The organism is Mesorhizobium sp. WSM3224, from assembly GCF_000427725.1.
Classification (GTDB): domain Bacteria; phylum Pseudomonadota; class Alphaproteobacteria; order Rhizobiales; family Rhizobiaceae; genus Mesorhizobium.
In genome coordinates this window covers 92,760-112,377 of record NZ_ATYO01000003.1, presented here as the reverse complement: position 1 = coordinate 112,377, position 19,618 = coordinate 92,760, and the positions used below count along the sequence as shown (strand labels likewise).

Below are 19,618 nucleotides of genomic sequence, written 5' to 3'. Positions count from 1 at the left end.
GCAGGGGTGCGCAAGGAGGAACTGCTAATCTCCCCCCTCGTGGGGGAGATGGCCGGCAGGCAGAGGGGGGCGCGAAGGAACGCCGGCATTTGGGTTGAGGAAGGACGGCAATCAGAAGGGCAATCTCGAAATTTGAATAGAGATTTCCCCGATATGCTGGCGGGACAGCGCCCCTCTGTCCTGCCGGACATCTCCCCCACAAGGGGGGAGATTGGCTCTCGCGCCTTGCTCCCCGAAACCATTCATGCGAAGAGCCCGCAATGGAAACAGGGGCGAGCCGGAGATGAGCAAGGGCGACAAGGCCAAGCGCAAGAACGGGCTCACCTATGCCGAGGCTGGCGTCGATATCGATGCCGGCAATTTGATGGTCGAGAAGATCAAGCCGCTGGTACGCGCGACGCGCCGGCCGGGAGCCGATGGCGAGATCGGCGGTTTCGGCGGCCTGTTCGACCTCAAAGCCGCCGGCTTCACCGACCCGGTGCTGGTCGCGGCCAATGACGGCGTAGGCACCAAGCTCAAGATCGCCATCGATGCCGGCAAGCACGACACGATCGGCATCGACCTCGTCGCCATGTGCGTCAACGATATCGTCGTCCAGGGCGCCGAGCCGCTGTTCTTCCTCGACTATTTCGCCACCGGCAAGCTCGACCCGGACCAGGGCGCTTCGATCGTCGGCGGCATCGCGCAAGGCTGCCGCCGGGCCGGCTGCGCGCTGATCGGCGGCGAGACCGCCGAGATGCCCGGCATGTATCACGACAAGGACTACGACCTTGCCGGCTTCGCCGTGGGCGCCGCCGAGCGCGGCCAGCTCTTGCCGACCGACGACATCGTCGAGGGCGACGTGCTGCTTGGCCTTGCCTCCTCGGGCCTGCACTCCAACGGCTTTTCGCTGGTGCGCCGCATCGTGGCCGCGAGCGGGCTGGGCTGGAGCGATCCGGCGCCGTTCAACGACGAGCTAAGCCTCGCCGAAGCGCTGCTCGAGCCGACGCGCATCTATGTGAAGTCGATCCTCAAAGCCATCCGCAACACGCATGGCATCAAGGCGCTCGCCCACATCACCGGCGGCGGTTTCCCGGAAAACATCCCGCGCGTGCTGCCCAAGGATTTCTCGGCCGAGCTCGACCTCGAGGCGATCGACGTGCCGCCGGTGTTCTCCTGGCTCGCCAAGACCGGCGGCGTCGCGCCGGAGGAAATGATGCGCACTTTCAATTGCGGCATCGGCATGATCCTGGCCGTCGCATCCGGCCAGGCGGCGCAGGTGGCGGCGGTGCTGCAGGAAGCCGGCGAGACGGTGACGCCGATCGGCCGCATCGTGCCGCGCCGCGACGCCGGCGTCATCTATCGGGGCTCGATCGGCCTATGAGCAGGAAACGCACGGTCGTCCTGATCTCGGGGCGCGGCTCCAACATGACGGCGCTGATCGCGGCGGCCAGCGATCCGACCTATCCGGCCGAGATCGTCGGCGTCATCTCCGATCGCGCCAACGCCGCCGGCCTCGGCATCGCGCAGTCGCGCGGCATCGCAACCAAGGTCGTCCAGCGCGCCGACCATCCGAGCAAGGATGCCTATGACGCAGCGATCGATGCCGCGCTCACCGGCTTCGGCACCGACATCGTCGCCTTGGCCGGCTATATGCGCATCCTCGGCCGTGGCCTCGTCGAGAAATGGCAGGGGCGCATGGTCAACATCCACCCTGCCCTGCTGCCGGCCTTCAAGGGGCTGGATACGCATGCTCGCGCGATCCGCGCCGGCGTGCGCATCCATGGCTGCTCGGTGCATTTCGTCACGCCTGAGATGGATGACGGACCGATCATCGCGCAGGCCGCCGTGCCGGTGATGGTCGGCGACAATGAGGACACGCTGGCCGCGCGGGTGCTGAAGGTGGAGCACAGGCTCTACCCGCTGGCGCTGGGTCTGGTCGCCGAAGGCAAGGCGCGCATGGAAAAGGGCCACACCCTGTTTGCCCATTTCGCCGACGATGCCGACAACGCAACCTCGGTGGTGATGGCGCCAGACCCGCTGCGCGAGGAGAGAGACCTCGAACAGCTGGCGCGGATCACGCCGTAGAGGCTGCAATGCCCCTGAAACAACTGCTCATCTTGCGCCACGCCAAGTCGAGCTGGGACGATTCCGCACGTGCCGATTTCGACCGGCCGCTGGCCCCGCGCGGCTTGAAGACGGCGCCGCTGATAGGGCGCGAGATTGCGCTGCGCGGCTGGCTGCCGGACCTGGCGCTGGTCTCGCCGGCGCTGCGCACCCGCGACACCTGGCGGCTGGTCGCGGCCGAACTGCCTGGGCCTACGCCGGCGCAATTCGCCGAGGAGCTCTACGAGGCCGCCCCTGCCGCCATCCTGGCGCGGGTGCGGCAAGCCAGGGCGACGTGCCTGCTGGTAATCGGCCACAATCCCGGCCTGCAGCACTTCGCGCTACGGCTGGCCGGACCCGGATCGGATGAGAGCGTGTTCAAGAAGATCGAAACGAAGTTTCCGACGGCGGCGCTTGCCCGGTTCACGCTGGACGAGGATTGGGCAAATCTCGATTTCGGCGGCGCGCGCCTGACGCATTGTGTTCGACCGAAGGATTTGGGGTAGAGCACGACGCCGCCGATCTCCTTTGCAGGAGATTGGCGCTTCACCGCCGCGCAAACGGAAAGCGGCGGAGCAAGCCCGCCGCCTTTGACATTCCGAGGCGCGAAAGATCAATTGCCCCAGATGCCCTGGCCCGGGTCGGGCGAGGCCTTGGAGCCGGCAGGACCGGTGGTCATCGAGGTGTCGACGTCGGCCGGCTTGGCCACTTCGTGCTTGCGGATCGAAGCGGTGAGGTTGGTATCGACGCCGACGGCCGGCTGGCTGGTGTTGACGTCGCCGTAGTGGTCGCTGCCGGCAAAGGCGGAGCCCATCGCGAGAAGCATTGCGGCAGTGGTGAGAGCGATCCTGGTCATTTCAATCTTCCTTGTTCCGTGTCGTTGCATCGGCGGCAGCCTTGGGAGGATGGCCCCGCTGCCGAGAAGACCCGCGGCGGCCGAGATTTATTCCCAGGTGTTCGATTTTCAGCGACCACCACAATGTCGGCTTCCGCTTCGCTCGGAAAAAGGCAAACGATTACAAATGTTTATGATACAAATAGTTGTGAATTGATTTCATATTGCCGGCTTCAGAAACGCAGAGCGGCGGGTCAAGCCCGCCGCCTGGTATTTCCTGTACTGGATCAGTGGTTACCGAACAGATTGTGATCTGTGCCCTGCACGACCGGCGTGCCGACATCCGTGTTCGACTTCGTGGTCGAGGCCGTCGCGGTCCGGTCGATGGTGACGGTCGGTTGGTTGGCGTTGGCCCGGCCGTAGTTGTCGGAGCTGGCGAAAGCGGCGCCAGTGGCGACAAGGAGGGCGGCGACGGTAAGAGCGATCTTGGTCATTTCAAATACTCCTGGTTTCGGGTTGCGCTGTTTGATCGGGCGCGATTGACGATCCGATGACCTAATGGATCGGCACAGCCTCGGGCATCGCCCGGGTGCTGGCCCGCTCGCTCCACTCACTTGAATTTCTGGCATCGGCCCCGTCTATCGGCCCTTGCTCTCATTTCGACGGCACCAGGGGCATCGTTACAGGCATCACCGCTTCGTGATGAATGCTTGATCAGTCCCAGAAAAGCCCGGCCAAGGGTAGCCGGCTGCACAAAAACAGAGCGGCGGGACAAGCCCGCCGCTTTGAGGTCTTTGGCAAGACCAGGCCGTTCAGCGGTTGCCGAACAGGTTGTGGTCAGCGCCCGTGACGACCGGCTTCTGAACATCCGCGTCCGACGTCTTGATCGAAGCGGTGGTCGAGCTGTCGACCGAAGCGGCCTGCTGGTTGGCTTCGTTGGGGTTGTAGTGGTCGGACCCAGCAAAAGCGGCGCCGGTGGCGACAAGCAGGGCGGCGGCGGTAAGAGCGATCTTGGTCATTTGAGTTACTCCAGATTCAATGTTGTTGGTCGAAGGTTCGCCTGCGGGCCGACTAGCGGTTGCCGAACAGGTTGTGGTCAGCGCCCGTGACGACCGGCTTCTGGACATTCGCGTCCGACGCCTTGATCGAAGCGGTGGTCGAGCTGTCGGCCGAAGCGGCCGGCTGGTTGGCATTGGCTGACCCGTAGTTGTCGGAGCCTGCGAAAGCGGCACCGGTGGCAACGAGAAGGGCGGCGGCGGTAAGGGCGATCTTGGTCATTTGAGTTACTCCAGTTTCAAGGTTGTTGGTGAAGCGGGTCAGGAAGAGGCCGCTTAGCGGCCCCAGATGCCCTGGCCCGACTGCGGCTGGTTCTGATCCGGCTTGATGTGGAAGTCGCGCTGTTCGAATTTGTTGAACTTGCGGATCGAGCCGGTGACCGTGTTGTCGACATTGCCCGCGGGAGCGGTCACGGCCGACTGGTTGGCATTGTTGGGGTCGTAGTGGTCGCTGCCGGCGAAGGCGCTGCCCGTGGCAATGAGGAGAGCAGCGGCGGCAAAAGCAATCTTGTTCATTTTAGATACTCCAGATTTCAAAAGTCGTGTCCGTCTAGTGGCGTGCCGTAATGGAAATTCGCGTCGCTCGGACCACCCCGAGATGGGGCAGTCCTGCTGCCAGTTCCAATCACGAAAATGTGTGAACCGAACCGTTCGGTTCGATCTTGAAATCATGCGAACGCCGCAGCGGCCACATTCTTTCTGTTTAATATCAACTGCTTATGGATACTGCACTGCAGCATGGTGCTTCTTTTGGCTCGCCAGCGTTCACTCTCCCTGCACGAACCGTCAACATAAATTGAACCGAACGGTTCGGTTTTATTGGTTGCAAGAGGGATTAGGTGGCTCAACAGCCGCCCTGCCCGTCCCGGCACCGGCGTTTGCCTTGCGGGCGGATCGATACTATCGGTTGCCTCAGGGACCAATTCGGACGCTGCCTGCCGCCTTTGGCGAAGGCCGAGGCCGTTGGGAGGAAACGGCGACAGACGATGCGGCTGCTGCTTGTCGAGGACAATCGCGAACTGGCCGATTGGCTGGGCAAGACGCTGCGCCAGGCGAGCTATGTCGTCGACGTCGTCCATGACGGCGAGGACGTCGAGCATGCTTTAGCCGCCGGCGAGCATGCCTTGATCATCCTCGACCTTGCCCTGCCCCGCATGGGCGGCATGGAAGTGCTGAAAAGGCTGCGGGCGCGCGGCAACCCGGTGCCGGTTATCGTGCTCACCGCCAATGCCGGCCTCGACGGCCGGGTCAAGGGCCTCAACGAAGGCGCCGACGACTATCTGGCGAAACCCTTCCAGATCGAGGAGCTGGAAGCGCGCATCCGCGTGCAACTGCGCCGCGCCAACGACCGCACCGCGCCGGTCATTTGCTGCGGCGATCTCGTCTTCGACACCAACACCCGCCTGTTCTCGCTTGCCGGCGCGACGCTGTCGCTGACGCCGCGCGAGCATGCGGTGCTGGAACAGCTTGTCGTCAAGGCCGGGCGAACGGTGAGCAAGGCGGCGCTCTCGGCGGCGATCTACTCTTTCGAGACCGACGCCGATCCCAGCGCCATCGAGATCTATGTGCACCGCCTGCGCAAGAAGCTCGAAGGATCGCGTGTCCAGATCGCCACCTTGCGCGGCCTCGGCTACCTCTTGCGCCACGACGATCCGGGGCCATGAGAATCGATAAGCTCCGGATCAGCAGCCTCCGCCTGCAATTGCTGGCCTGGGTGGTGCTGCCGCTGGCCGGGCTCGCCGCGATCAATTTGTGGACCAGCCATGGCAATGCGCTCGCGACTGCCAACCTGGTTACCGACCGGATGCTGATGGCGTCGGCGCGCGCTATCGCCGAGCAGGTCGCGGTAAAAGACGGCGTGCTCGATGCCACCATTCCGCCGGCGGCGATCGAAATGTTCGATACCGGCGACCGCGACAGGGTCTATTATCATGTCGAGACCGCGGGCGGACGCCTGCTCACCGGCTATCCCGACCTACCCACGGCAACGCAGCGCGGCAGCATCGAGACGGGGTTTCGCGAGCACCGTCTGCGGCTCGCGACGCTCGGCCATGCCGTAATCGGCGCCGGGGGAGATTCGCCGATCACGGTCACAGTCGGCGTGACGCTCGCCGGGCATGACGCAATGGTGTGGCGTCTGTGGTTAAGCGCCTTCGGCCAGCAGCTGGCGCTGGTGGCGATCGCCGGCGTGTTCGTCCTGCTCGGCCTGCGCAGGGGACTGGCGCCGCTGCTGCGGCTGCGCGACGCCGTGCGCTCGCGAAGCCGCAGCGACCTCGATCCGGTGGAGGTACCCGGCGCCCAAACCGAAATCCGCCCCCTGATAGAGGCGCTCAATGCCTATATGGCGCGCGTGCGGGCGCAGATGGCGGCGCAACGGCGCTTCATTGCTAATGCCGCGCATCAGCTGCGCACGCCGCTGGCGCTGCTGTCGACGCAGGCAAGCTATGCGTTGCGGGAAACTGTCCCCGATGCCCGCCATGAAGCGCTTGTGGCCCTGCAGGCAAGTTCCGGCAGCCTGGCGCGTTTGGCCGAACAGCTGCTCACCCTGTCGCGCGCCGAGCCTGGCAGCCGGCGGCCGCGCGCCGATCGCATCGACCTGACCGAAGCGGCGCGGCAAGTGCTCGAAACCCATGCGCCGATCGCCGTTGGCCGCAATATCGATCTCGGCCTGGAGGAGACGGGGCCCGTGCCGGTCATCGGCGACGGCACCATGCTGCGCGAGATGATCGTCAACCTCGTCGACAATGCGCTGCGCTACTCAGCGCCCGGGGGCAGCGTCACGGTGAAGCTCGCGGCCATTGACAACGAGGCACGGCTCACGGTCGCCGACGATGGACCCGGCATTCCCGCGGACGAGCGCGAGCATGTGTTCGAGCGCTTTTACCGCGTTGCCGGAACGAGCGAGGAAGGCAGCGGGCTGGGCCTGGCAATCGTGCGCGAGGTTGTCGAAAATGGCGGCGGCCGCGTCACCCTTGGGGATAGCGCGGCCGGCGGGCTGATTGTCGAGGTGCGGCTGCCGCTGGCTGGCGGCTAATATGCAGCTGTGAAACCTGCAGCGGCCATCACTGCGTCTCGTGCAGCGGCTGCGGCCGCCACTTCGCCAGTCTGCTCTCGACCAACGTCATCAAGTACTCGGCGCCAAGCGCCACCACCATGACGATGACAATCGCCGCATACATGCCGGCTGCGTCGAACGAGCCCTTGGCGATGTTGATCAGGAGGCCGATGCCGTAGCGCGAGCCGACGAACTCGCCGACGATAGCGCCGATGATGGCGAAGCCGAAGCTGACATGGAGGCTGGCGAAGATCCAACTCATCGCCGACGGCACGATAACCGAGCGCGTCAGTTGCCAGTCGGAGGCGCCGAGGATGCGGGCATTGGCGATCATCGCGCGGTCGGCCTCGCGCACGCCCTGGAAGGCGTTGTGGAAGACGACGAAGAACACCATGACGAAGGCCAGCGCAACCTTCGAGGCAAGGCCAAGGCCGAGGATCATGATGAAGATCGGCGCCAGCACTACGCGCGGGATCGAATTGATCACCTTGATGTAAATGGAGAAGATGTCGGCGGCCATGCGGTTGCGGCCGAGCGCGACGCCGATGACGATGCCGGCGACGGAGCCTGTTACGAAGCCCAGCACCGATTCCTCCATGGTGACATAGAGGTGGTACCAGAGCGGCCCTTCCGACGTTCCCTCCGTGGTCCATTCATAGAGCCGCCCGGCGATCGTGCTCGGCATGGCGTAGAAGAACGGATCAATCCAGGCCATGCGGCCGGCGATTTCCCACAAGCCGAGGAAGACGACCAGGATGCCCAGCCGCCAGAACGTGACAGCGTGGCGGCGATGCGCTGCCGCCTTGGCGGCAGCGGCCTCGATCTCGGCATCGGAAGTCCCCGGCCTGAAGCTCGCGGTCGAGATATTGACGATGGCGTCTGTCATATCGGTTCTCCTCACGCCGCGGCGCGGGCGTAGCTGGTCTCGACCTCTTCCTTGAGGTCGGCCCAGATGGTGCGCGAATAGTCGATGAAGCTCTGCTCGTAGCGGATGTCGGCGACGACGCGCGGGCGTGGCAGGTCGATCGTGTAGACCGACTTCACCGTCGCCGGGCCGGCCGTCAGCACATAGACCTTGTCTGCCAGCGCGATCGCTTCCTCGAGGTCATGGGTGACGAAGACCACCGACGCCTTCGCCTCCGACCACAGGCGCAAAAGCTCCTCATGCATCAGCACGCGGGTCTGCACGTCGAGCGCCGAGAACGGCTCGTCCATCAGCAGGATCTCAGGACCGTTGATGAAGGTCTGGGCGAGCGCCACGCGCTTGCGCATGCCGCCTGAAAGCTGATGCGGATAATGCTGCTCGAAGCGCGCAAGGCCGACGCGAGCCAACCAGTCGCGGGCCGAGGCCTGCGCCTGCGCTTTCGGCCTGCCGCGAAACACCGGTCCGGCCATCACGTTCTCGATGACGGTGCGCCACGGAAACAGCGCGTCGGTCTGGAACACAAAGCCGATGCGCGGGTCTATGCCCTTAACCGGCGCGCCCATGACACGGACCTCGCCGGCGCTCGGCCTGGCGAGCCCGGTAACGAGGTTGAGCGTCGTCGATTTGCCGCAGCCCGTCGGGCCGACGACGGCGACGAACTCGCCGCGCTCGACTGTCATGGTGAAATCGCGGATCGCCGTCAGCGACTTGCCGGTTGGGGAAAGGAAGCGGCGGCTGACATTGATCAGCTCTATCGCCGGAGCGGTCTTTTCGACAGCCATGGGTGGAACTCCAATAGCGGGCGACCGCCGTGCGGGGATCGCCGGGCGTGGAAAACAGATCAGGATGCCGGCACGAAGCCCGAACCTCGTGCCGGCTTGATTGCTACTTCACGTTCTTCACGAATTCCGTGGTGTAGGTCTTGGAAAGATCGATCTGCTTGCCCTGCAGTTCTTTCTTGAACGCCGAGAGAACCGTGAGCACCGTTTCCGGACCACCCTGCGGCATCACTCCATCCGGGGTGAACATCGCCTTGCCGGCGTTAAGCGCCTTCACATAGCCTTCCTGGTCGCCGACATAATAGTCTTTCGGCATCTTTTCGGCGATCTCGGCGCCGCTATGGGTGCTGATGAACTTCAGCGTCTTGACGAAGGCGTTGGCGAGCTTCTGGACCGTGTCCTTGTGCGCATCGACCCATTCGGTCTGCATGTAGAGGGAGGCGGCCGGATAGGTGCCGCCTAGCGCGGCCTTGGTGCCTTCCATCGTGCGCATATCGATGAGAACCGCTGCCTCGCCGGTCTTCAAGAGCCGGGTGATCGTCGGCTCGGTCGTCATGCCAGCCTGGATCTTGTCCTGCTGCATGGCGGCGATGAAGGTGTTGCCAGCGCCGACCGGTACCGAGGTGAACTCGCCGAGCTTCAGCCCGTTCTTGACCGCGAGATATTCCGTCAGGAAGTTGGTCGAGGAGCCGAGGCCGGTGACGCCGAGGCTCATGCCCTTGAAGTCGGCGGGCGACTTGATCTCCGGATGTTTCGCCGAGACCAGCTCGACCTCGCCCGGCGCCTGGCTGAACTGGACGACGGATTCGACGAACTTGCCCTTGGCCTGCAGGTCGATGCTGTGGTCATAGAAACCGACCACGCCCTGCACCGCGCCCGCAAGCATCTCGTTCTCGGCATCGACGCCGGCCGGCTCGTTGAGCAGTTCGACGTCGAGGCCCTCATCCTTGAAATAGCCCAGCGCCTCGGCAAGCTTCGCGGGCAGGTAGATCTGTTTTTCGTAGCCACCCACCATGATCGAGATCTTGTCGGCCGCCGAAGCCGACGGTGCGCCAGCGCCAACCACGGCAAGCGTCAGCAGCGCGGAACGCAGGGCGCGTTTAGAGATGAAACCGGTCACGTAACTTCCTCCACGTGGGCGACGCGCCGTGCAAGCTGCGCCGCATTCCTCCTTGCCGGCCCCTCCTGGACCGGTCACGGCAAACGCCGCGACGCTGTCATGGCATGGCCAAGCTTTCAGCTGGCTTTCAGCTTCCAACGATCGTCAAAGACCCAGCACATCGCGCATGTCGTATTCGCCGGGCGGCTGTCCGGCGACCCAGAGTGCAGCCGCGATGGCGCCGCGCGCGAACATCGAGCGGTCGCCGGCGGCATGCGAGAGCGTGAGCGTCTCGCCGGCGGTGAGGAAGCTGACGGTGTGCTCGCCGACGATGCTGCCGCCGCGCAGCACCGCGAAGCCGACCTCGCCGGCATTGCGCGGACCAACGAGGCCGTCGCGGGCGCGCCTCGCAACATCGTCCAGCCTGACTCCGCGCCCATGCGCCGCCGCTTCGCCGAGCATCAGCGCCGAGCCCGACGGCGCGTCGACCTTGAAGCGGTGATGCGCTTCGAGAATTTCGACGTCGCAATCGTCAGGGCCAAGCGCCCTCGCCGCCTGCTCGACCAGGCTGGTCAGCATGTTGACCCCCAGCGAGTAGCTGCCGGAGCGCACGATGGCGATCTTCCTTGCAGCGTCGGCGACCGCGGCCAACTCCGGCTCGCTGAAGCCGGTCGAGCCGATCACCAGCGCGGGGCCGCCGCGCGCCGCGCACGCTTTCGCCAGTTCGACCGACGCCGCCGGCGTGGTGAAATCGATGACCACATCGGCAAGCGCCAGCGCCTCGTCACGCTCGACCAGCCCCTCGCCCGCGCTGCCCGGCCGGTGGAAGCGGGCAATGAGTTCAAGCCGCGGATCGGCAAGTATTGTCTCCGTCATTTGCCGGCCCATGCGGCCGAGCGCGCCGGCTATGGCGATCTTGAGCGGTTGGGGCATGGTGATCCTGTCGAAAGCCGAGTCGGAACAATCCTCTAGCACGCCGCCTTGCCAAATTGATTCAGACGGCGGGCGCGCCGTTGGTCTTCAGCATCATGCCGGCAATCTCCTTGATCAGCTTGGCCGCGACCAGCGCCGTCACGTTGAACAGGTCCTGGCGCGGATTGTATTCGACGACGTCGGCGGCGACTATTGGCTGGTCTATTCCCTGGATCAGCCCGATTACCTGTCGGGTGGTGAAGCCGCCCGGTTCACGGTGGGAGATGCCGGGAGCGAAGGCCGGATCGAGGGCGTCGATATCCATCGAGATATAGACCGGCGTCTCGAGGTCGAGTTGCAAGCCTTCCCTGAAATGCCGCATCTCCACGACCTCGACCCCGAAGCGCTTGAACTGGTCGCGATGGTGATCGTTGACGGTGCGAAGCCCGATCTGGATCAGCCGGTCGGCCAGCCTCTCCTCCATGATGCGGGCAAAGGGCGATGTGTGCGAGCGCGGGTTGTCGTCATAGGAGTGGTAGATGTCCGGATGCGCGTCGATATGGACGATCGTCAAGCTCGGATGGCGGCGGCGCACCGCGCGCAGCACCGGCCAGGAGATCGCATGGTCGCCGCCGACCGAGATCAGCGGGTGGCCGGCATCGAGCGCCCGGTCGACCTCGTTCTCGATCCGCTGCCACGGGTCGCCGGCTTGCGCGAAATCGATGTCGCCGTGATCGACGAAGCGATCCGTCAGGTCGAAGCCGGTTTCGGTCCAGGAACTGTAGGCGTCGCTCGCGAGTTCGCGCCGGATCAGCGGCGGCGCCTCGGCCGGCCCGCGAAGATAGGACGAGTTCTCGTCATGCGGAATGCCCAGAAGCGAGACCTTGGCCACGACATCCTCCCATGTCACTGGAAAACGGTGCATCTGTAGACGCGAGAGTGGCTGGCGCGACCTGAGGGGCTTGGGCCAGCTGACAACTACGCGTTCAGCTCTTGCGCCTTGCGCAGCCACACCTTGTTGTCATGGACGGCGGCGCCGCCATAGGGCGCGGGCGCATCGGCGCCGGTCAGCACATTGATGCCTTCGCCGCGTTCATGCGCGCTGTTCGGCCAGATGCCTTCGGCGATCACCACGCCGCGCTTCACGCCGTCGAAGAACCTGGCGTGCAGCACCACGTCGCCGCGCCGGTTGCCGACCTCGACGCGGCCGCCATCCTCGATGCCGAGGGCCGCCGCATCTTGCGGATGGAGCAGCAGCTCGGGCCTGCCTTCCTTGGCCTTCGACACCGGTGTCTCGGCAAAGCTGGAATTGAGGAAGTTGCGCGCCGGCGAGGTCGCCAGCCGGAACGGATGCTCCTCGTCCGCGACCTCGATCAGCTCGACATGGTCGGGGAATTCCGGCAGCCGCTCGACCGGGCCGAACAGGCCCATGCTCTTCGGCGGCCGGTTGGGCGCCGACTGCCCTGTCCAGTTGGGCCGGAAGTGGAATTTCTTGTCGGCATGGCCGAAGCCGCTGATGAAATGCGCGTCGTCGAAGTCGGGCTGCAGGTCGACCCACTTCTGTTCCTTCAGGCTGTCGAAGCTGCCAAGCCCGCGCTTGCCGAGGATGATGTCGATATGCTCGCGCTCGGTCAGGCCGAAACCGGGCCGGTCGCCGACGCCAAGCCGCTTGCCGAGCTCCTCATTGACGTAATGGTTGGTGCGCGGCCCTTCCGGCGGCTCGATCAGCTTGGGGCCAAGCGTGATGTGCTGGTTGCCGCCGCCCTTGTAGATGTCGTCATGCTCCAAAAACATCGTCGCGGGCAGCACGACATCGGCGAGCTTGGCCGTGTCGGTCATGAACTGCTCGTGCACGCAGGTGAACAGGTCCTCGCGCCGAAAACCGTGCTTCACCAGCCGCTGCTCGGGCGCGACGTTCGCCGGATTGGTGTTCTGGATCAGCATCGCCGTCACCGGCGGGCCGCCAAAGAGCGCGTCCGCCGCGCCGGTCAGCACCGGGCCGATGCGCGAATGGTCGAGATAGCGCACCTTCGGGTCGCGCATCGCGGTGCCTTCGAGCACGTCCTGGTTCAGCTTGAAGATGCCCGAATTGGAATGAAAGGCGCCGCCGCCCTCGTATTGCCAGGCGCCGGTGACGGCAGCGATGCAGGAGGCGGCGTGCATGTTGACCGAGCCGTTGCGCTGGCGGGCGAAGCCATAGCCAAGGCGGAAATAGGTTTTCTTGGTCGTGCCGACGAGCCGGGCGAAAGCTTCGATCTCGGCGACGGTCAGTCCAGTGATGGCGGACGCCCATTGCGGCGTGCGCGTTTTCAGATGTTCTTCCAAACCGCGTGGATCGTCGGTGTATTTTTCGAGATAGGCGCGATCGGCCATGCCATCGCGGAACAGCACATGCATGACCGCGCAGGCGAGCGCGCCGTCGGTGCCGGGTTTCAGCACCAGGCCGAGATCGGCCTGTTTCATCGTGGCGTTGTCGTAGATGTCGACCACCACGATCCTGGCGCCGCGTTCCTTGCGCGCCTTCATCGCGTGGGTCATCACATTGACCTGGGTGACCACGGCGTTGGTGCCCCAGATCACCACGCAATCGGATTTCGCCATCTCGCGCGGATCGGGACCGCGCAAGGCGCCCGCCCCCATCATCCAGCCGGTCCAGGCGAGATTGGTGCAGATCGAGCCGAAGAAGCCTGAATATTTCTTCGCGTGCCGCAGCCGTTCGATGCCGTCACGCTGCACCAGCCCCATCGTGCCGGCATAGAAATAGGGCCAGACCGTCTCGGAACCGTATCTTTCCTCCGCGGCGATGAACTTCTCTGCCACGAGGTCGAGCGCGGCTTCCCAGCTCGCTTCCTTCCAGACGCCCTCGCCCTTGGCCCCGGCACGCACCAGCGGCTTCAGTAGCCGGTCGGGATGGTGGACGCGATCGGCATAGCGCGCGACCTTGGCGCAGACGACACCCGCTGTGTAGCTGTTGGCCTTGGCGCCATGCACGCGGCCGATGCGATTTGCATCGAGCAGCTCGACCTCGAGCGCGCAGGTGGAAGGGCAGTCATGCGGACAGGCCGAATGGCCGACCCGGAGCTTGGCGTGCTGGTTCATGCCCGGTGTTTAGCGGGTTTTGGGAGAGAGGTGTAGGGCCAGATCGCGCCTCCCCTTCTCCCCTTGCGGGAAAGGGTGGATCGGCGCGCAGCGCCGAGACGGATGAGGGGTGTTCCAGCAGAGTGAGACGCTGGCCTTCCCTGGAACACCCCGCATCCGTCGCCTTAGGCGACACCTTCTCCCACAAGGGGAGAAGGGAACACCGCGCTACTTCGCAATCCCTTCCTTGTACTCCGCCGACGTCGGCTGCGGGCGCATCAACGCTTCGAGTGACAGGCGGCCTGGACCGCCGACCGCGAGCGCTGCAAGGCCGGCGAGGTAGAGCAGGATGATCTCGTAGCCGACCGGGCCGAATTTGATTCCGGTAGGCGCCACTTCAGCAAATTTGACCGAGAAGAATCCATATTGGGAGTGGACGGTGAACAATGCCGTCAAGAGCACGATCGCCATCGGCACGCTGACCAGCGGAATGAAAGCGCCCGCCAGCACGGCGGCTCCGCCGATAAGCTCGACCAGCGTTGTCAGCCAAGCCAGCAGCTGCGGCAGGGGAACGCCCAGCGTGTCCAGCACCGCGCCAAAGGTTCCCGGGCCTCGGCTCAGCTTGGCGTAGCCATGCGCCAGAAAACCGAAGCCCACAATCAAGCGGATAGGCAACGGCGCCCATACGGCGGCAGCCCGTGGGGCGGAGAACAGTGCGACTTTTGAGAGGAATCCAGAAGATTGCATGCCGGGACACTTTCTTTACAGGAGACTGGCTTTGACAAGAGATTGGCCGAGGGCTCGGCACCATTCGTGGGACCATGTCCTGGGGACAGTTCGGTATTCGCGCTCCGGCGAGCGAGCGTTACCGCTTCACGGCAACGTTACTGCCGCGGATCGGGCAAAGCTTCGATGATTCGAAATGCGGCGGCGGCAGGCCAGAGGGGGGCGCGAAGGATCGCTGCTTTGGAGATTGTTCTGTTCAGATCAGAAAAACAGCGGCGCAGCTTAACTCATTGATAGGCCGGCGGGACAGCGCCCCCCTCTGCCCTGCCCGTCCTTCGCAGCAGCTGCGCTGCAGCATCTCCCCCACCAGGGGGGAGATTAGCCAATCACTCCGCGATCCCTTCCTCATACTCCGCCGACATGGTCAGCCACCTGTCCTCATTCTGCGCCAACGTGTGCGCCAATTGCGAGCGCTCCTTGGCGAGCCGCGTCGCGGTCGAGGGGTCCTTCTCGTAGATGGCCGGGTTGGCGAGTTCGTCCTCGATCAGGTCCATGCGCTTGCGGATGCGGTCCATCAGCGCCTCGGTGGCGCGGATTTCCTTGGCTAAAGGTTCGAGCGCGGCGCGGCGCTGGGCGGCCTCGCGGCGGCGGTCGGCCTTGGACGCCTTGTCCGCGTCTTTCTGCTCGCGGCGGTTGGACGAAACGCCGGTGACCAGCGTCTTGTAGTCCTCCAGGTCCCCGTCATAGGGATTGACCGCGCCGTCCTTGACCAGCCACAGCCGGTCGGCGGTGGCTTCGAGCAGGTGTCGGTCGTGCGAGATCAGGATCACGGCGCCCGGGAAATCGTTCAGCGCATGGATCAGCGATTCACGGCTGTCGATGTCGAGGTGGTTGGTCGGCTCGTCGAGGATGAAGAGGTTCGGGCCCTCGAAGGCGGACAGGCCCATAAGCAGCCTCGCCTTCTCGCCGCCCGAAAGATCCCTTGCAGCGGTGTTCATCTTCTCGGTCGACAGGCCGAACTGCGCGACGCGGGCGCGCACCTTGGCTTCCGGCGCATCCGGCATCAGCCGGCGTACATGCTCATAGGCGTTTTCCTCGGGACGAAGGTCATCGAGCTGGTGCTGGGCGAAGATCGCCACCTTCAGTCCCGGCGCGACCGTCATCGAGCCGGTCTCGGCCTTCAGCCGACCGGCGAGCAGCTTGGCAAAGGTCGACTTGCCGTTGCCGTTGGCGCCGAGCAGCGCGATGCGATCGTCGGCATCGATGCGCAGCGTCATCTTCTTCAGGATCGGGCTGCCCTCGGTGTAGCCGACATTGACGCCGTTCAGCGCCACGATCGGCGAGGCCACCGTCTTCACCGGCTCGGGGAAGGAGAACGGCCGCACCGTGTCGTTCACCACAGCGGCGATCGGCTTCAGCTTCTCCAGCGCCTTCAGGCGCGACTGCGCCTGCCTGGCCTTGGAAGCCTTGGCGCGGAAACGCTCGACGAAGGACTCCATATGCTTGCGCTGCGTTTCCTGCTTGGCGCGGCTCTTCTCCTGCAATTCGCGCTGCTCGGTGAGTTGGCGCTCGAACTGGTCGTAACCGCCGCGCCAAAAGGTCAGCTTCTTCTGGTCGAGATGGACGATCGAATTGACGGCGCGGTTGAGCAGGTCGCGGTCGTGCGAGATCAAGAGCACCGTGTGCGGATATTTGGAGACGTAGTTCTCCAGCCAGAGCGTGCCTTCGAGGTCGAGATAGTTGGTCGGCTCGTCGAGCAACAGCAGGTCCGGCTCGGAGAACAGAACGGCGGCCAAAGCCACGCGCATGCGCCAGCCGCCGGAGAAGGACGAGGCCGGCCGTTTCTGCGCGGCATCGTCGAAGCCGAGGCCGGCAAGGATGGTAGCAGCGCGCGATTCGGCGGAATGCGCATCGATGTCGGCCAGCCGCGTGTGGATCTCGGCGATGCGGTGCGGATCGGTCGCGGTCTTCTCTTCTTCGAGCAAAGCCTGGCGTTCGACATCGGCTTTCAGCACGATCTCGATCAACGGCTCCTCGGTGCCGGGCGCTTCCTGCGCTACCTGGCCGATGCGCGTGCTTTTCGGCAGGCTGATCGAGCCGGTCTCCGATGGGAAATCGCCGGTGATCGCCTTGAACAGCGTCGTCTTGCCGGTGCCGTTGCGGCCGACGAGGCCGGCCTTGGTACCGGCCGGCAGGGTCAGCGAGGCATGATCGAGAAGCAGCCGCCCCGCCATGCGCAGCGTAAGATCGTTGATGATAAGCATAAGCGGGCTTTTGCACGGGACGTCGGCGCTTCGCAAGAGCCATGGCACGGATACCGGCAGAGCCGACGAGGGAACCAGTTGCCAGCCGGAGCGTTGTGTAGCCCGTGATCCGCTATCTCGCCCTCGCCTTCATCTTCTTCCAGGTCGCCACAACTACCGCGTTGGCGACGCAGGTGGTTCTGTTCGAGAGCGACACGGCTCAAATTGCTCTTCCAGTCGAATCCACGGGCGGGGCGCCGAAACAGCCAATCTCCCTCATTGTGGGGGAGATGGCCGGTCAACCCTCCGAAGCTGCAGCGCAGCTGCCGCGAAGGACGGGCAGGCCAGAGGGGGGCGCGACGCAGCACCTGCTGATCCAAATCGACAACAACCCGGCCGTCGTCCATGAATGACTGAGAGGCTGGCGGGACAGCGCGCGCCCTCTGCCCCTTGAGGCAGGGCGATCGCATATGAGTTTTTACGAAGAGGACCCCTACCCTAACCCTCCTGTTTGTGTGTTTGGACCGGGGACATCGCGAACAGGTGTGCGAGGACATCGCGAACAGTTTGCGCGTTCTGCGCGAGGGGGTTCGGGATGCCATTCGAGGCCAGAAGCGTGATGAGCCGGAGGAAGAGTTCGTGAGGTTGTTCGCTCGTCCGCTTTCACCAATCACCGGTCATACTTTGCTTGCCACGTCGCCGGTTTGGCGTTGATCGCCGCTATTGTCTCAACCTATGCTGGCGTGCGCGGCGGGGTCGATTTCAAACAGAGGGCAGATCAGATGCCGGGCAAGACCACGCTTCTTTCGGCCTCGCTGGTTGTCGCGATTTTCGCAGGCGCCGCCGAGCTAGCTGTGCTTCTCACCACACCCACGGCCCGTGCGGCGGCCATCGACTGCGCGGCGGCGAAGACCCAAGCCGACCTTGCCACCTGCACGGCCAACGATGCGGCCTCGGCCGACACGGCGCTCAATGCAGTCTACAAGGCGCTGGCGGGACGTCTCGCTCCCGCCGACCTCGAGCGCCTGCGCGCGGCGCAGCGCGCCTGGATCCCGTTCCGCGACAAGGAATGCGCCTTCCGTACCCAGCCCTATGCCGATGGCTCGATTTATTCGAGCCTGGTCGGGGTTTGCAAGGCGGAGCTGACCAAGGCGAGGCTGGCGCAGTTACAGCACCAGTTGCAGTGTCCGGAGGGCGACCTCTCCTGCGTGCCGCGAACCGGCAGCGCCGCGCCTGCGACGGCTGGCGCCGCGCCTGCGACGGCTGGCGCCGCGCCTGCGACGGCTGGCGCCGCGCCTGCGAAACCTGCTCCTGCCCAGGCAAGCCAGAACGACACGCGGCCGTGCCTACAATCGGCGGGCAAGGCGAAATCGGACCAGTATGTCTCGCAATGCATCCAGGTGTCGCCGGCGACGCACCCGCCTTGCAATGGGCAGAACGCCTGCAGCATGATGATCGATGAGATCACGCGCGGCTGCGCCATGATCGGCAACGACAACCCGCCCGCCTTCTGCTCCGCCTACAAGGACTGAGCGGCCCCGACCGCTCGCCGCCGTGGCGATCAACATTCCGTCGCGCAAGATCAACTCGCCGTGTCAAGACCACCGCAAGTTCGCCTTTCGTCCAATATTAGTGCAACCAGACACGATACCACCAGAAAAGGGCGGCAAAACCTTCCAGACCAAGCTTTGATGCTTTTCAAAAATCGATTTCAGTTTTATTGCAAACCTGCAACCTTGTGGCTGCGCCGTGAGTCGTGAGTGGGCGCCAAAGATAAACTTGGCACAAACAGCGTGGCCCAATAACTTGGCCATATTGGGAGATCACGATGGACGGAGCGGCCAGCGATCTGCGAACGTTGAGATATGTCGCGGAGATCACGCGCAAGCTGGCCAAAATACTCTCGCGCACGCGCTACCAGATGCTTGTCTATCTTCTCGAAATGGCAGCGGTTGAAGCGGAGAACCTTGCGAGCGGACAAGATCCCAAACGCGCCCGGCCGGTCGAGCACCTCGGGCCCGCGGCTAGAGTGTTTCACCGTTTCACGGAAACGGCGAACCGCTCTATCTCTTTGTTTTTGACGCAATTCCGGACGGAAAGGCCGTCGGCCACGTCCACAGAAGACTGGGCGGCTACCCGAGATGGTCGCGCCATGGCCATGGCGCGACTTCATCCATTGCGGGCAGCATGACTCAGGCCTTGGCCTTGCGCTTGCCCTTGCTCGTGTCGCCGGCCGGCTTGCGGCCGAGGCCGGACGATTTGGCCAGCGCCGAGCGGGTGGCCGAATAGCTCGGCGCCACCATCGGATAGTCGGCCGGCAGACCCCATTTGGCGCGATATTCGTCCGGTGTCAGGCCGTGATCGGTCGCAAGATGGCGCTTCAACGACTTGAACTTCTTTCCGTCCTCCAGGCAGACGATGTGGTCGGGAAAAACCGAGCGCTTCGGGTTGACGGCGGGCGTCAGCGCCACGGCCTCCTTGGCGACGCTGCCGGTGGCGAGCTTGCGCACCGAGGCGCTGACGCTGGCGATCAGATCAGGCAGGCCGGAGGCCGGGAGCGGATTGTTGCCGACATAGGCCGAAACAATGTCGGCGGTCAGTTCGATTGCAGTTTTATCGTCGATGTTGGACAATTTTTTCACCTTCTGCTGGCTCTCAAGTGACCAGCTGTTTTAAGACTTTGGTCTTGGTATCGTATCGGACTAGTCCCCCAACGGACCGTCCAGAGTCAGTAAACGCACGAGACCCGATACGAGGGTGATGTTTCTATGCGGACTGCAAACGCGCAAGTTAGGAATTCTAATAGCTATAGCAATCGTTTTATAG

At 64.2% G+C, this 19,618-nt stretch carries 22 protein-coding genes; 8 read left to right on the top strand and 14 right to left on the bottom strand.

Annotated features, from left to right (window positions below; all coding sequences use genetic code 11):
- Nucleotides 1-283 precede the first annotated feature (283 nt).
- Genes purM through YU3_RS0107270 form a run of 3 tightly spaced genes read left to right on the top strand, consistent with a single transcriptional unit; the run spans nucleotide 284 to nucleotide 2,591 of the window.
- On the top strand, nucleotides 284-1,363 hold the full coding sequence (purM, locus tag YU3_RS0107280) for a phosphoribosylformylglycinamidine cyclo-ligase (RefSeq protein ID WP_027165623.1): 1,080 nt from the start codon (nucleotides 284-286) through the stop codon (nucleotides 1,361-1,363).
- Nucleotides 1,360-2,067, top strand: coding sequence for a phosphoribosylglycinamide formyltransferase (purN, locus tag YU3_RS0107275; RefSeq protein WP_027165622.1), 708 nt, complete (start codon nucleotides 1,360-1,362; stop codon nucleotides 2,065-2,067). The genes purM and purN overlap by 4 nt, the downstream gene beginning before the upstream one ends.
- A gap of 8 nt (nucleotides 2,068-2,075) precedes the next feature.
- Complete coding sequence (locus tag YU3_RS0107270; RefSeq protein ID WP_036258047.1) at nucleotides 2,076-2,591, top strand: histidine phosphatase family protein; 516 nt, start codon at nucleotides 2,076-2,078, stop codon at nucleotides 2,589-2,591.
- Nucleotides 2,592-2,698: 107 nt separating this feature from the next.
- Here the strand turns inward: YU3_RS0107270 and YU3_RS0107265 are convergent, their stop codons facing one another.
- The 5 genes from YU3_RS0107265 to YU3_RS0107245 all read right to left on the bottom strand — a co-directional run bounded on the left by YU3_RS0107265 (nucleotide 2,699) and on the right by YU3_RS0107245 (nucleotide 4,491).
- The gene (locus YU3_RS0107265) at nucleotides 2,699-2,941 is read right to left on the bottom strand and encodes a DUF680 domain-containing protein (RefSeq protein WP_027165620.1); all 243 of its coding nucleotides are present in this window, start codon (nucleotides 2,939-2,941) and stop codon (nucleotides 2,699-2,701) included.
- Nucleotides 2,942-3,207: 266 nt separating this feature from the next.
- Complete coding sequence (locus YU3_RS0107260) at nucleotides 3,208-3,414, bottom strand: DUF680 domain-containing protein (protein ID WP_027165619.1); 207 nt, start codon at nucleotides 3,412-3,414, stop codon at nucleotides 3,208-3,210.
- Nucleotides 3,415-3,732: 318 nt separating this feature from the next.
- The gene (locus tag YU3_RS0107255) at nucleotides 3,733-3,939 is read right to left on the bottom strand and encodes a DUF680 domain-containing protein (protein ID WP_027165618.1); all 207 of its coding nucleotides are present in this window, start codon (nucleotides 3,937-3,939) and stop codon (nucleotides 3,733-3,735) included.
- Between the two features lie 52 nt (nucleotides 3,940-3,991).
- Nucleotides 3,992-4,198, bottom strand: coding sequence for a DUF680 domain-containing protein (locus YU3_RS0107250; RefSeq protein WP_027165617.1), 207 nt, complete (start codon nucleotides 4,196-4,198; stop codon nucleotides 3,992-3,994).
- A gap of 53 nt (nucleotides 4,199-4,251) precedes the next feature.
- Nucleotides 4,252-4,491, bottom strand: a complete 240-nt coding sequence (locus tag YU3_RS0107245; protein WP_027165616.1) for a DUF680 domain-containing protein — start codon at nucleotides 4,489-4,491, stop codon at nucleotides 4,252-4,254.
- Between the two features lie 470 nt (nucleotides 4,492-4,961).
- Between YU3_RS0107245 and YU3_RS0107240 the strand changes: the two genes are divergently transcribed.
- Both YU3_RS0107240 and YU3_RS0107235 read left to right on the top strand, forming a co-directional pair.
- Nucleotides 4,962-5,639 carry a response regulator gene (locus YU3_RS0107240; RefSeq protein WP_027165615.1) on the top strand — a complete coding sequence of 226 codons (678 nt, stop codon included), beginning with the start codon at nucleotides 4,962-4,964 and terminating at the stop codon, nucleotides 5,637-5,639.
- On the top strand, nucleotides 5,636-7,009 hold the full coding sequence (locus tag YU3_RS0107235) for a sensor histidine kinase (protein WP_027165614.1): 1,374 nt from the start codon (nucleotides 5,636-5,638) through the stop codon (nucleotides 7,007-7,009). Before YU3_RS0107240 ends, YU3_RS0107235 begins: the two co-directional genes overlap by 4 nt.
- A 28-nt stretch (nucleotides 7,010-7,037) precedes the next feature.
- Here YU3_RS0107235 and YU3_RS0107230 read toward each other — a convergent pair whose 3' ends face one another.
- From YU3_RS0107230 to YU3_RS0107195, 8 genes are all read right to left on the bottom strand, one after another.
- A complete protein-coding gene (locus YU3_RS0107230; protein ID WP_027165613.1) occupies nucleotides 7,038-7,916 on the bottom strand; it encodes an ABC transporter permease in 879 nt (292 codons plus the stop codon).
- An 11-nt stretch (nucleotides 7,917-7,927) separates the two neighbouring features.
- Entirely contained in the window at nucleotides 7,928-8,737 is an 810-nt protein-coding gene (locus tag YU3_RS0107225) for an ABC transporter ATP-binding protein (protein WP_027165612.1), read from the bottom strand.
- A 103-nt stretch (nucleotides 8,738-8,840) separates the two neighbouring features.
- Complete coding sequence (locus YU3_RS0107220) at nucleotides 8,841-9,827, bottom strand: ABC transporter substrate-binding protein (protein WP_027165611.1); 987 nt, start codon at nucleotides 9,825-9,827, stop codon at nucleotides 8,841-8,843.
- 171 nt (nucleotides 9,828-9,998) lie between these two features.
- On the bottom strand, nucleotides 9,999-10,766 hold the full coding sequence (dapB, locus tag YU3_RS0107215; RefSeq protein WP_027165610.1) for a 4-hydroxy-tetrahydrodipicolinate reductase: 768 nt from the start codon (nucleotides 10,764-10,766) through the stop codon (nucleotides 9,999-10,001).
- A 61-nt stretch (nucleotides 10,767-10,827) separates the two neighbouring features.
- Nucleotides 10,828-11,637, bottom strand: a complete 810-nt coding sequence (gene speB, locus YU3_RS0107210; protein ID WP_036258135.1) for an agmatinase — start codon at nucleotides 11,635-11,637, stop codon at nucleotides 10,828-10,830.
- 86 nt (nucleotides 11,638-11,723) lie between these two features.
- Nucleotides 11,724-13,844, bottom strand: a complete 2,121-nt coding sequence (locus YU3_RS0107205; RefSeq protein ID WP_027165608.1) for a molybdopterin oxidoreductase family protein — start codon at nucleotides 13,842-13,844, stop codon at nucleotides 11,724-11,726.
- A 207-nt stretch (nucleotides 13,845-14,051) separates the two neighbouring features.
- The gene (locus YU3_RS36145) at nucleotides 14,052-14,498 is read right to left on the bottom strand and encodes a DoxX family protein (RefSeq protein ID WP_198021644.1); all 447 of its coding nucleotides are present in this window, start codon (nucleotides 14,496-14,498) and stop codon (nucleotides 14,052-14,054) included.
- Between the two features lie 437 nt (nucleotides 14,499-14,935).
- On the bottom strand, nucleotides 14,936-16,813 hold the full coding sequence (locus tag YU3_RS0107195; protein ID WP_027165607.1) for an ABC-F family ATP-binding cassette domain-containing protein: 1,878 nt from the start codon (nucleotides 16,811-16,813) through the stop codon (nucleotides 14,936-14,938).
- 104 nt (nucleotides 16,814-16,917) lie between these two features.
- On the opposite strand from YU3_RS0107195, the gene YU3_RS0107190 reads away from it, so the two are divergent.
- The 3 genes from YU3_RS0107190 to YU3_RS0107180 all read left to right on the top strand — a co-directional run bounded on the left by YU3_RS0107190 (nucleotide 16,918) and on the right by YU3_RS0107180 (nucleotide 18,983).
- A complete protein-coding gene (locus YU3_RS0107190; protein ID WP_027165606.1) occupies nucleotides 16,918-17,205 on the top strand; it encodes a hypothetical protein in 288 nt (95 codons plus the stop codon).
- Nucleotides 17,206-17,574: 369 nt separating this feature from the next.
- Nucleotides 17,575-18,324, top strand: a complete 750-nt coding sequence (locus YU3_RS38595) for a lysozyme inhibitor LprI family protein (RefSeq protein ID WP_156913390.1) — start codon at nucleotides 17,575-17,577, stop codon at nucleotides 18,322-18,324.
- Nucleotides 18,325-18,620: 296 nt separating this feature from the next.
- Nucleotides 18,621-18,983 carry a hypothetical protein gene (locus YU3_RS0107180; RefSeq protein ID WP_027165605.1) on the top strand — a complete coding sequence of 121 codons (363 nt, stop codon included), beginning with the start codon at nucleotides 18,621-18,623 and terminating at the stop codon, nucleotides 18,981-18,983.
- Between the two features lies 1 nt (nucleotide 18,984).
- On the opposite strand, the gene YU3_RS0107175 is transcribed toward YU3_RS0107180, so the two are convergent.
- Nucleotides 18,985-19,425, bottom strand: coding sequence for a MucR family transcriptional regulator (locus YU3_RS0107175; RefSeq protein WP_036258132.1), 441 nt, complete (start codon nucleotides 19,423-19,425; stop codon nucleotides 18,985-18,987).
- Nucleotides 19,426-19,618 lie beyond the last annotated feature (193 nt).

What these genes read in the sequence shown, in the direction of transcription:
- purM (WP_027165623.1), top strand. Translation starts at nt 284, where the DNA reads ATGAGCAAGGGCGACAAGGCCAAGCGCAAGAACGGGCTCACCTATGCC.
- purN (WP_027165622.1), top strand. Translation starts at nt 1,360, where the DNA reads ATGAGCAGGAAACGCACGGTCGTCCTGATCTCGGGGCGCGGCTCCAAC.
- YU3_RS0107270 (WP_036258047.1), top strand. Translation starts at nt 2,076, where the DNA reads ATGCCCCTGAAACAACTGCTCATCTTGCGCCACGCCAAGTCGAGCTGG.
- YU3_RS0107265 (WP_027165620.1), bottom strand. Translation starts at nt 2,941, where the DNA reads ATGACCAGGATCGCTCTCACCACTGCCGCAATGCTTCTCGCGATGGGC.
- YU3_RS0107260 (WP_027165619.1), bottom strand. Translation starts at nt 3,414, where the DNA reads ATGACCAAGATCGCTCTTACCGTCGCCGCCCTCCTTGTCGCCACTGGC.
- YU3_RS0107255 (WP_027165618.1), bottom strand. Translation starts at nt 3,939, where the DNA reads ATGACCAAGATCGCTCTTACCGCCGCCGCCCTGCTTGTCGCCACCGGC.
- YU3_RS0107250 (WP_027165617.1), bottom strand. Translation starts at nt 4,198, where the DNA reads ATGACCAAGATCGCCCTTACCGCCGCCGCCCTTCTCGTTGCCACCGGT.
- YU3_RS0107245 (WP_027165616.1), bottom strand. Translation starts at nt 4,491, where the DNA reads ATGAACAAGATTGCTTTTGCCGCCGCTGCTCTCCTCATTGCCACGGGC.
- YU3_RS0107240 (WP_027165615.1), top strand. Translation starts at nt 4,962, where the DNA reads ATGCGGCTGCTGCTTGTCGAGGACAATCGCGAACTGGCCGATTGGCTG.
- YU3_RS0107235 (WP_027165614.1), top strand. Translation starts at nt 5,636, where the DNA reads ATGAGAATCGATAAGCTCCGGATCAGCAGCCTCCGCCTGCAATTGCTG.
- YU3_RS0107230 (WP_027165613.1), bottom strand. Translation starts at nt 7,916, where the DNA reads ATGACAGACGCCATCGTCAATATCTCGACCGCGAGCTTCAGGCCGGGG.
- YU3_RS0107225 (WP_027165612.1), bottom strand. Translation starts at nt 8,737, where the DNA reads ATGGCTGTCGAAAAGACCGCTCCGGCGATAGAGCTGATCAATGTCAGC.
- dapB (WP_027165610.1), bottom strand. Translation starts at nt 10,766, where the DNA reads ATGCCCCAACCGCTCAAGATCGCCATAGCCGGCGCGCTCGGCCGCATG.
- YU3_RS0107205 (WP_027165608.1), bottom strand. Translation starts at nt 13,844, where the DNA reads ATGAACCAGCACGCCAAGCTCCGGGTCGGCCATTCGGCCTGTCCGCAT.
- YU3_RS0107195 (WP_027165607.1), bottom strand. Translation starts at nt 16,813, where the DNA reads ATGCTTATCATCAACGATCTTACGCTGCGCATGGCGGGGCGGCTGCTT.
- YU3_RS38595 (WP_156913390.1), top strand. Translation starts at nt 17,575, where the DNA reads ATGCCGGGCAAGACCACGCTTCTTTCGGCCTCGCTGGTTGTCGCGATT.
- YU3_RS0107180 (WP_027165605.1), top strand. Translation starts at nt 18,621, where the DNA reads ATGGACGGAGCGGCCAGCGATCTGCGAACGTTGAGATATGTCGCGGAG.